At 70.2% G+C, this 9885-nt stretch carries 13 protein-coding genes and 1 pseudogene; 9 read left to right on the forward strand and 5 right to left on the reverse strand.

Going from position 1 to position 9885, the window contains the following annotated elements; all coding sequences use genetic code 11:
* Positions 1-1264, reverse strand: a 1264-nt coding sequence (locus tag VIU94_RS18995) for a cation:proton antiporter (RefSeq protein ID WP_331913019.1), incomplete at its 3' end; no start/stop codon positions are given.
* 124 nt (positions 1265-1388) lie between these two features.
* Positions 1389-2069, reverse strand: a complete 681-nt coding sequence (locus VIU94_RS19000) for a TMEM175 family protein (RefSeq protein WP_331913020.1) — start codon at positions 2067-2069, stop codon at positions 1389-1391.
* A 447-nt stretch (positions 2070-2516) separates the two neighbouring features.
* On the opposite strand from VIU94_RS19000, the gene VIU94_RS19005 reads away from it, so the two are divergent.
* The 5 genes from VIU94_RS19005 to VIU94_RS19025 all read left to right on the forward strand — a co-directional run bounded on the left by VIU94_RS19005 (position 2517) and on the right by VIU94_RS19025 (position 4716).
* Positions 2517-3026, forward strand: coding sequence for a DUF1269 domain-containing protein (locus tag VIU94_RS19005; protein ID WP_331913021.1), 510 nt, complete (start codon positions 2517-2519; stop codon positions 3024-3026).
* A 236-nt stretch (positions 3027-3262) separates the two neighbouring features.
* Positions 3263-3427, forward strand: coding sequence for a hypothetical protein (locus VIU94_RS19010; protein WP_331913022.1), 165 nt, complete (start codon positions 3263-3265; stop codon positions 3425-3427).
* Between the two features lie 123 nt (positions 3428-3550).
* Positions 3551-3751, forward strand: coding sequence for a hypothetical protein (locus tag VIU94_RS19015; protein ID WP_331913023.1), 201 nt, complete (start codon positions 3551-3553; stop codon positions 3749-3751).
* A gap of 65 nt (positions 3752-3816) precedes the next feature.
* The gene (locus VIU94_RS19020) at positions 3817-4455 is read left to right on the forward strand and encodes a hypothetical protein (protein WP_331913024.1); all 639 of its coding nucleotides are present in this window, start codon (positions 3817-3819) and stop codon (positions 4453-4455) included.
* A 45-nt stretch (positions 4456-4500) separates the two neighbouring features.
* Positions 4501-4716 carry a hypothetical protein gene (locus VIU94_RS19025; RefSeq protein WP_331913025.1) on the forward strand — a complete coding sequence of 72 codons (216 nt, stop codon included), beginning with the start codon at positions 4501-4503 and terminating at the stop codon, positions 4714-4716.
* A gap of 246 nt (positions 4717-4962) precedes the next feature.
* Here VIU94_RS19025 and VIU94_RS19030 read toward each other — a convergent pair whose 3' ends face one another.
* Positions 4963-5505: a GNAT family N-acetyltransferase gene (locus VIU94_RS19030; protein ID WP_331913026.1), complete on the reverse strand. Its 543-nt coding sequence runs from the start codon at positions 5503-5505 to the stop codon at positions 4963-4965.
* Positions 5506-5554: 49 nt separating this feature from the next.
* Complete coding sequence (locus tag VIU94_RS19035; RefSeq protein WP_331913027.1) at positions 5555-5887, reverse strand: hypothetical protein; 333 nt, start codon at positions 5885-5887, stop codon at positions 5555-5557.
* Positions 5888-5964: 77 nt separating this feature from the next.
* On the opposite strand from VIU94_RS19035, the gene VIU94_RS44745 reads away from it, so the two are divergent.
* The 3 genes and pseudogenes from VIU94_RS44745 to VIU94_RS19045 all read left to right on the forward strand — a co-directional run bounded on the left by VIU94_RS44745 (position 5965) and on the right by VIU94_RS19045 (position 7726).
* Positions 5965-6483, forward strand: a complete 519-nt coding sequence (locus VIU94_RS44745) for a helix-turn-helix domain-containing protein (RefSeq protein ID WP_414720973.1) — start codon at positions 5965-5967, stop codon at positions 6481-6483.
* A gap of 102 nt (positions 6484-6585) precedes the next feature.
* A pseudogene (locus VIU94_RS19040) lies at positions 6586-7024 on the forward strand (transposase); the annotation flags it as partial.
* 189 nt (positions 7025-7213) lie between these two features.
* A complete protein-coding gene (locus VIU94_RS19045; RefSeq protein WP_331913028.1) occupies positions 7214-7726 on the forward strand; it encodes a Scr1 family TA system antitoxin-like transcriptional regulator in 513 nt (170 codons plus the stop codon).
* On the opposite strand, the gene VIU94_RS19050 is transcribed toward VIU94_RS19045, so the two are convergent.
* Entirely contained in the window at positions 7620-9119 is a 1500-nt protein-coding gene (locus tag VIU94_RS19050) for an MFS transporter (RefSeq protein ID WP_331913029.1), read from the reverse strand. The genes VIU94_RS19045 and VIU94_RS19050 overlap by 107 nt on opposite strands.
* 362 nt (positions 9120-9481) lie before the next feature.
* Here VIU94_RS19050 and VIU94_RS19055 point away from each other — a divergent pair.
* Positions 9482-9885 (forward strand): hypothetical protein (locus VIU94_RS19055; protein ID WP_331913030.1); only part of this gene is annotated, 404 nt, incomplete at its 3' end.

Here is a 9885-nt window from a genome sequence, read left to right on the forward strand (position 1 = left end):
GGGAGCGGCGGATAAGGCGTCGTTCGGGGATGTCGGCCGGTGCGGCCGGTGTGCCCGGTGCTGGGGCTTCCTGTGGTGGGGCGAGGCGGGGGCCGTAGCGTTTGGCCAGGGGGTCCGCGGTGAGGCCGTGGGCGAGGACGCTGAGCAGCACGGTGAAGGCGATGACGGTGGTCGCGGGCCGGGCTGCGGGCCCGTTGAGGTCTTCGAGGGCGAGGAGTGCGAAGACGACGGAAGCCAGGCCGCGTGGTCCGAACCAGCCGACGAACAGGACTGCGGGCCGGCCGAGGCGGGTGCCGGCGAGGGCGATTGTGACCGGCAGTATCCGGACCACTGTCAGGCTGAGTACCGCGTACAGCGCGGTTTGCCAGGTCAGGGCCTCCATGGCCGGTACCACGGCGAGCACGCCGAAGAGCAGCCAGACAAGCAGGGAGAGCAGTGCGCCGGTCTCTTCGAGGTAGGGGACGAGTGTGGCCGCGGGGCCGCCGGCGGCGGTGAAGGCCAGACCGCCGGTGAACGCCGCGATGAATCCGTTGCCGTCCAGCGCGACGGAGGTGGTGTAGCAGCACAGGGCCAGGCCGAGGACGGCGGCTCCGGCGAAGCCGTCGGCGACCCAGCCCCGGTCCCGGCCCAGTTTGATGAGTCGGCCGCCGCTTGCGCCGACCGCGGTCCCGATCAGCAGGCCCAGGGCGAGTTCGGCCACGGCCTTGCCGGGTCCGGTGTCGCCGATGTGCTCGGCGGTGGACGCCCCCGCGATGGCGATCAGCACGACGGGGGTCGCGATTCCGTCGTTGAGTCCGCTCTCGATGTTGAGGAGCCGTCTGATCCTGGCCGGGACGGATGGGTTGACCATGACCGCCGCGCCCAGGGCCGCGTCGGTGGGCGCGAGCGCGGCGCCGACGAGCAGGGCGAGCCAGGTGATGCCCACCCCGGGCAGGATGAAGGCGGTCACTGTGCCGAGGGCGATGGACAGCGGCAGTCCGAGAAGAAGCAGCCGCAGGCACAGTCCCAGGTCGGGGCGCAGCTGGCGCAGTCCGATCCGGGAGGCGTCGGAGAACAGCACCATGGCGAGGGTCGCCTCGGCCAGGAGTTTCACCAGTTCTGGGCTGGGGGTGATCCCGAGCGGTGTCAGCGGGCCGTGGGTCAGCAGGACGCCGGCTGCGGTGAACACGATGGGCGCGGTCATGTCGAAGCGTTCCAGTCGCGCGGAGAGCATCCCCCAGACGAAGACCAGCCCGGTGACGATCGCCAGATCCGACGCCGTCATCGTGGCACCTTCGGTTGTTCTCCGACGCGATGACCGGCCGGAGCGGGCCGGCTGGTGGTCTGCCGGGCGGCCCACAGGTAGGACATGGTCGAGGTCTCGTGGCCGGCCCCGGATGGCTGCTCGGTCACTTCTGGCCTTGGTCCCGGTGTGATGCCATCGCCTGGTGGACGCGGCGCCGGCGCCTGGCCCGTCCGAGGGGCACCAGGTAGTACACGGCGATCGCCAGGTAGCCCGCGACCGCGGCGACGGGGACGAAGAGGCCGAGGATGATCAGCGCGACGTAGGCGGCGAGTCCGGGTCTGAGGCGCCGGGTCAGGACCTGCACGTCTGATTCGGCCGCGTCGTCGCGGACGAGTCCGTGGCGGACGGCGTACCGCCAGAACAGGTAGAGCAGGGCGGAGGTCAGCAGGAGGTTGATGCCGTAGAGGGTGGCGGCGACGCGTTCCGACTCGCCCTCCCGGACGTACTCGGCCAGGAGCTTGGTCGGGAAGGGCAGGAAGGCGACGGTGAGCATCAGGATCAGGTTCACGCGCATCAGCCACAGGCTCGCGTGGTCGAGGTACTCGGTGATCACCGAGTGGGCCAGCCAGATCGCCCCGATGGTGGCGAAGCTGACCAGGTAGCCCAGGTAGGAGGGCCACTGCTCGATGACGGCGTCCCACAGGTGCGTGGAGCCGGGCGGGACGGCGAGTTCGATGACGAGCAGCGTGCCCGCGATGGTGAAGACGCCGTCGCTGAACGCCTCCATCCGGGAGGTGCGCAGTTGACGGCGGGTCTGGTCCTCCCTGGCCTCTTCCTCGGTCATGGCCGCAGTCTGGCAGGCAGGAGGCGGGGAACGGCGGAGGTGAATGGGTGATGCACGCGGGGCGTGTCCTGCTGCGCCAGCGGGAATCGAGGGGGCTTGGACGCCCGGTCCGGCAACCCTGTCTCCGCGGTCACGGCTGCCACGCGGTGCGAGGCTGGACGCTGTTCACTCTGTCGCCGAACCACCAAGGATGCGGAAGCGGACCGGAGGGCCGAGGCGCGTTCCCTGCTGCGGTGGCGGTCTGCGATCAAACCATGGTCGTCGCCCGGCACCCCGGGCCGTCTCCCGGGATGCCGGGCCGGTCGCCGGTGCGCATGCTGGCCTTGCACGTGAGGACCGCACGATCCCGTACAGCCGCAGCTTTGGCTGCCGGCGGCTTCGTGGTGCGGCCTCATCCCCATTGCCGCGCTCCTCCAGACGCGGTGAGGGACAGACAGGACGGGAACAGTGGCGAAGTCCGAAGCAGTGTTCATCTACATCGGCACCTACCCCAGCGAGGCCGGGGCCAGGGCCGATTACGACATCGTCAAGGACCTCCACGCGGTCGGCGCGGTCGGCACCTACGACGCGTCCGTGGTCACGAAGGACGACAGCGGCAAGGTGCACGTGAACAAGGACGAGATGGCCACCCGGCACGGGGCGTGGGGCGGCGCGGGCGTCGGCGCGTTCATCGGCCTGCTCTTTCCTCCGGCGATCATCGGCACCGCCGCCGTGGGCGCGGCCGTCGGCGGGGTGAGCGGTCACCTGTGGCGCGGCATGTCGCGGGCGGACGTGAAGGAGTTCGGAGAGCTCATCGACGCCGGGCAGGCCGCTCTCGTCATCGTCGGCGAGAGCACCCTGGCACAGGCTGTGGAGAAGGCCGGGCTGAAGGCGGAACAGGAGATCGCCAAGGAGCTCGACGTCAGCTCCAAGGACATTGACAAAGCCGTCCGGGAAGCCGCGAGCGAACTCGGCTGACAGCCGTCCCCGCTCCCGGACCTGCGCGACAGGCGGCGGTCTTCCGCACGTACCCGGCCGCCGCCTCCCGTTCGATTCCGGGCGGCGGTCGGCGGCCGCAGCGCGCGGAGGGCGGGTTCACCCAGGTGAGCACAAGCGGTGGCACTGGTATCACTCACGGTATCTCCTGGAGCGGGTGCGATGTCAGTGCGACCGCCGCCCCGCCTCTATCAGAGGACCCGACGCAGGGAGATGCCATGCCGAGCGGCACACCCGATCCGGCTTCCGAACCGACGGGCGACATCAGCCCGCAGCAGCGCCGGACCGACGGCGAACCGCCCGGAACCGGCCGGCCCCCACACGCCGCGTCCGAGCCCCGGGGCACTGCGGGCGACCGCTCCGAGATCGAGGAGTTGCGGTAGCGGCTCGCCGCACTCGAGGCATCGAAACCACCGCCCCGGGCACATCACCACCTTCTTCGAACGTCCGGCTCGGTCGTCCTGATCGTCATCTCCTCCCTGCTGGCGCTGCTCACGGTCGTCGCGGTGTGGACCGACTCGATCGTCGGCGACACCGACCGGTACGTCGCGACGGTCGCGCCGCTGGCGAGCGACCCCGATGTCCAGGCCGCGGTCACCAGCCGGGTCACCTCGGAGGTTCTGTCCCACATCGACGTGCAGGCCGTGGTGGACCGGCCCTCCCAGGCCGCCACCGAGCAGGGTGCGCCGCCCGGCTCGGCAAGCTGATCGGAGACCTGACCGGGCCGATCGCCAGCGGCCTCACCCAGCTGGTCAGCAGCACCGTGAACAAGGTGGTGACCAGCGACCAGTTCGCGACCCTGTGGGTCGACGCCAACCGGGCGGTGCACTCCTCGCTCGACAAGGCGCTGACGGGCAAGGGCGGTGGCGCGGTCTCGCTGGAGAACAACCAGGTCGCCATCGACATCGGGCCGTTCGTCGCCAAGGTGAAGGACGAGCTGGTGAGCTCCGGCTTCGGACCCGCGGCGAAGATCCCTGAGGTGCACACCAACTTCGTGGTGTTCGCCTCGAAGGACGTCGGCAAGGTCAAGTCCTACTTCCGACTCCTGCAGATCATGGGCACCTGGCTGCCGATCATCGCCGTGCTGGTCGCCGCCGCCGGCGTGTTCACCGCCGTGAACCGGCGGCGCGGCCTGATCGGCGCGGCGGCCGGGGTGGCCGTCGCCATGCTCTTCCTGGGCGTCGTCCTGACGGTCTTCCGGTCCTTCTACCTCGACCATCTGCCACCGGGAGCGTCCCAGGCCGCCGCCGGCTCGATCTACGACGCCCTGGTCCGTTTCCTGCGCGCGAGCATCCGCGCCGTCGGTGTGACGGCACTGGTGACGGCCGTCGGAGCGTTCCTGATCGGCCCGTCGAGGGTCGCCGTCGCGATCCGCACCGCCTGCGCGTCGGCGATCGGCGGGCTTCGTTAGGTCTCGACGGCGCGCGGGCTCCATCTCGGGCCGGTCGGCCGCTTCGTGAACCGGTACAAGCGCTGGATCGGGGCCGCGATCCTCGCCGTGGCGGCCGTCGTCCTCGCGACGTGGAGCTACCCGACCGCGGCGGTCGTGGTCTGGATCGTCGTCGTGGTGCTGGTCGGCTTCGCCATCCGGGAGTTCCTGGACACGGGGCCGGACTCCCGTACCGCACCGACCGGCACCGGCCGCGCGAGCGCCCCGCCTCCGGGCGGCTGATCCGGCACGTCCAATGCCCGGGGCCGCGGCACAAGCGTCTACCGAAAGAGAACGGCACCTACCCCCCACGACCGCCCGGGTTGACTTAGTGCAGAGAAGCTACATGCCCACGCACAGGTAGGGGTTCGGCGGGAACCCGTTCTGCCAGCGGCATCCGCCCGGGTACTAGTGCTGCTCCGCAGAAGTTGGTGGAGGGGTGATTGTGGGTGAGCGCTCCGGCGGGCGCTGTGTGGTGTGCTCAGGTTGTCAGTGGTCGCCTGGGTGTGCGGGGGTGCCATGGGCCCAGGTGTGCAGGATGAAGGCCCGGTCTTTCCCCTCGACTCGTTGTGGCTCGTCGTTGGTGAGGCGGAACTCCAGGGCGCGTGCGACAGCGATGCTGGGAGCGTTGTCAGCCTCGATTTCCAGCAGAACGCGGGGCAGTTTCAAGATCTGGTGGGCGTAGTGGGTCATTAGCTGTGCGGCACGCAGGGCCAGGCGTTGTCCGCGGTGGGCGGTGCCGACGCCATAGCCCATGGTGCCTCGGGAGAGGTTGAGCAGCACTTCGCCGAGGGGTTTGTGGCCGTCGGTCGTGATGGCGAGGTGGAGTCGTTGTCCCTCGGCTCGGGTGCGGTGGATCATATCCAGATACTCGCGTGCCGCCTCCATGTCGAAGGGCGAGGAGAGTGGGGTGCGGTGAGCGATTTCGGGCTCGTCGAACAGTTCGGTCATGGCCGGCAGGTCCGCGCTCTTCCACTCCCGCAGTATGAGATCGTGGCCGGTCAGCCGCACGGGCGAGACAGGCAGCGGCATGGAATCCTCCAGATGATGCAACGCCACGTGGGCGGTTCGGTCTCAGTGGTCAGGTCGTCGGGTCGCCGAGGTAGAAGCCGCAGGCGCAGTCCAGGGCGTCTTCGGGTGAGCCGAACGGCAGCCCGGTGGGCAGGAAATTGTCCTCGTACGTGCCGCGACTGGCGAGGTAGCGGGCGAAGCCCCAGGTGCGCAGGACGCCGGTGAAGCGCAGCCGACACAGTGGCAGCGGTTCCTCTTCGGCTGGCAACTCCCCTGCCACGTAGGCGAATCCGGAGCGGAAGCGCACTTGGACGCGGGTGAGCTGGGGCCAGCGCTCCTTGGCGCGAACGTTCAGACGGTGGCGCAGGTGGTCCTGCATGGACTCGGGCGGATTCTTCGGCACGGGTCCATCCTGCGGGGTCACCCCCCGCGTGCGCCATGATCATCAGTCTGGGCGGGGCGGGCGAGGGTGTGGCGGGAATGGGCGAGGCGGTCGTGGTGGAGTTGGACGAGACGGTGCGCGAGCGTCTGATCCGTACCGCGACCTCATTGAAAGCGCAGGTGCGGGCAGTGCTGCGGGCGCGGATCGTGCTGGCGGCAGCTGCGGGCCTGAGCAACGGGGCCATATCGCGGGACCTGGCGGTCAGCGTGAACATGGTCCGCAAGTGGCGTGGACGGTTCGCGGCCAGCGGCCTCAAAGGGCTGAAGGACGCCGCCCGTTCGGGCCGGCCCAAGACCTATGGGCACCTGGTTAGGGTGGCGGTCGTGGCCGCCGCCACCAGCTCGCCCCCGCACCCGGAGGCGACCTGGTCGCACCGCACGATCGCCGCCCAGGTCGCACACCGTCTTCGCCACCGTTTCGGCTTCCCAGGTCGGCCGGATCCTGGCCGACCTGGACCTCAAACCGCACCGGGTCCGCGGCCGGCTCACCCGCCGCGACACCCCTCATTTCTGGGACCGTGTCGCGGACGTGTGCGACCTGTACCGCGACCCACCTGAAGGGGCGGTGGTGCCGTCCATCGACGAGAAGACCGCGATCGCCGCCCGCTCCAGGCGCCACCCCGGCCGCCCGGCCGGGCCAGGCAAGCCCGCCCGCGAGGAGTGGATGACCGGTTGATCGACGAACTGGTCTCCCGGGCCCAGGCCGAGGGCCTGCAGCTGACCGGCGAGGGCGGACTGCTCCAACAGCTGACGAACCGGCTGCTGGAGTCCGCCCTGGAGGGCGAGATCACCGACCATCTCGGCTATCACAAGCACGATCCGGCCGGGAAGAACGGCGGCAACTCCCGCAACGGCACCCCGCGCCAAAACCGTGCTGACGGACGTCGGCCCGGTGGAGATATCCGTGCCCCGGGACCGCGACGGATCGTTCGAGCCGAAGATCGTCAAGAAACGGCAGCAACGCCTGACCGGCGTGGACGAGATGGTCATCTCCCTGTCCGCGAAGGGCCTCACCACCGGCGAGGTCCAGGCCCACCTGGCTGAGGTCTATGGCACCGAGGTCTCCCGCCGGACGATCTCCACCATCACCGAAAAGGTAGGCCCGCGACGCCGCCTGGCATCACGCGATCCCGACCACCGAATTCGCCCGGCGGGTACGTTCGTCGGTGTGAGCACGGACTTCCAACGAGCCCGCGAGGTCCTCGGTGCTCGGCTCCGCGAGCTCCGCGACGGCACCGGCCTGACCGGCAAGGACTTCGCCGCATGAATCGTATGGCAGCCGTCGAAGGTGTCCCGGCTCCAGGCCGGCAAGCAGACGCCGACCCACGCCGACCTCGCGGCGTGGGTGGCGGCCGCCGCCCGTCCCGACGCCCTGCCCGAGCTGAAGGGCCGCCTGACCGGCCCGGAGACCACCTATCGTGCATGGCGCCGCCAGGTCGCCGCCGGCCACCGCGCACGGCAGGAGCAGGCCACCGCCGAGACCGACGCCACACAGGTGATCCGCGGCGTCGAGACGGCCCGGATCCCGGGCCTGTTCCAGACCCCGGACTACGCCCGGCACACCTTCGCCGCCGCTGCCGAGTTCCACCGGACCGCCCGCGACGTGGACGACCCCGTCCGAGCCCGCATGCGCCGCCAACAGGCCCTGGATGAGCCGGACAAGACGTTCCGCTTCCTCGGGCCCGCCCCCCTCGTCATGCCGCGGTTGCCTTCTCCTTCTCGGCTTCCTTCGCGGCGGCCGGCGTGCTCACCTGGTCGGTGCGGGGTGCCTGGCCGGTCCGCAGGCCGAGGCGGGCGATGACCGCGACGAGCGCGAAGGCGGCGGAGCCGATCCAGAAGGTGAGGGTGAAGCCGGACTCGGCGGGCAGGGCCGGGACGCCTGCGGGCAGGTGCTCGATGGTCTTCGAGGCCAGGATCGTGGTGACCACGGCGCTGCCGATCGCGCTGCCGGTGGAGCGGGAGATGGAGTTGATGCCGTTGGCGATGCCGCTCTGGTGGTGGGGGACGCTCGCCATGATGACGGCGGGCATGGCCGCGTATCCGAAGCTGACGGCCGCGCCGACGATCACACCCGCGCCGATCACCGAGGGGGTGTGGCCGTGGTCGAGGGCGAGCCAGCCGAAGCCCACGGCGCCGAGGACGGCGGCCAGGGCCAGCGCGGTGCGCGGACCGCGGTGGCGGACGAGCCGGCCGCCGACCGGCGAGGCGAGGAGGGAGACGATCGCGCCGGGCAGCAGGAACTCGACGGAGGCGCGCAGAATCGACGCGCCGAAGCCGTAGCCGGTGAGGGCCTCGGGCATCTGGACGAGGTACGAGACGCCCAGGAAGTTCGCGAACATGCCGAAGCCGACGAGGATGCCGGCCAGGTTGGCCATGAGCACCGGCCGGTGCACGAACATCCGCATGTCGACGAGGGGTTCGCGGACCTTGAGCTCGGTGAGGACCCAGACGGCGGTCATGACGGCCGCGGCTGCGAAGCTGCCGAGGACGCGGCCGGAGGTCCAGCCCCACTCGTGGCCCTGCGAGATCGGCAGCAGGAGCAGCAGCAGGGTGGCACCGAGGGTGAGGGCGCCGAGGAAATCGGTGCGGCCGCCGGTCTTGTGGCGGGTCGCGGGGACCAGGAACACGACGGCGAGCAGGGCGATTGCGGCGAAGCCGGTGGCCATCCAGAAGGCGCTGCGGTAGTCGGCGTCGGAGCCGGAGGTGAGCAGGCCGGTGGCGACGAGCGCGAGGCCGCTGCCGAAGGCGAGGGTGCCGCTGACCAGGGACATCGCGCCGGGCAGCTTCTGCGGGCGGACTTCCTCGCGCAGCACGGACAGCGCGAGCGGGAAGATCGCGGTGGCGGCGCCCTGGAGGACGCGGCCGAGGATCAGCAGGGGGAGCGAGGTCGCCAGGGCGGCGACGACGGAGCCGGCGACCATGACGCCGAGGACGGCGACCAGGGTGGGCTTCTTGCCGTGCTGGTCGCCGAAGCGGCCGAGCAGCGGGGTGAAAACGGCGGCGGAGAGCAGGGTGGCGGTGGTCACCCAGCTCACGTTCGCGGCCGAGGTGCCCAGGTCGGCACGGATGAGGCCGAGGATCGGGACCGGCAGGGTCTGCATCATCGACACGACCATGGCGGCGAGGCTCAGCGCGAAGACGACGAGCGTCTCGCGCCGGGGATCGGCGGCGGGCGGGGTGATCTCGTGACTCATGGGTGGGGGCCTTCTCGGTGCTTCAGCTCGTAGATATTTGATGTCTTCAAGTAATGCGACGAAGGTAGGCTCCGATGCTTGAGGTAGTCAAGTAAATGATTGAGGTGCTTAAGTAAACAATTGACAATGTCAATGATCGTGAGGGTCGTGAGTGCGACGCCCCCTGGACGCCCGCCAAGCGGCGCGCTGGGTTCGGCACGTCGCGCTCCATGCAACGAAGGGGGAGAACAAGGGGTCGGCTCGCGATCTCGCTTCCTTCGCCGTAGCAGCGGCGCCCTGATCGTCGGCATCGGGGGGCAAGGAGGAGGGAGGAGCGCACCTTCTTCCTCACCCCGCAGCCGCTAAAGGGCCTTCCTGGGAAGGTGGAGCAGGTCGCCCGCTCCTTGTGTGACTTGCCGCTCGCGGTGCTTACCACCTCGATCGCCATCACCGCGGATGAGGAGGCCGGCTACTCGGGTGGTCCACGTCCCGCCCAGCCCCCGCTCCTCGCATGGCGACGGCCGGTATCTCAGCCGTGGCGGCAAGATCGAGCGCACCTCTCCGACGCCGACGTTGTCCGCCTCCACGAGCAGCGCCGCCTCGCTGACCCGGTCGTTCCCCGCCATCGGACCGCATTCGAACAGCTCCTGCATGAGCCCAGCGACGGCTTCGCCGCGGCCGCCGTGGTCTCAGTCGCTGGCGAAGACCGGCTCGACCCACGCGAGGCCGCACGTCTCAGCGCGGCTGCCGCACAACAGATCAAAGGGCTGGACGCACGCAGCGGCCG

The organism is Streptomyces sp. (assembly GCF_036566765.1).
Classification (GTDB): domain Bacteria; phylum Actinomycetota; class Actinomycetes; order Streptomycetales; family Streptomycetaceae; genus Streptomyces.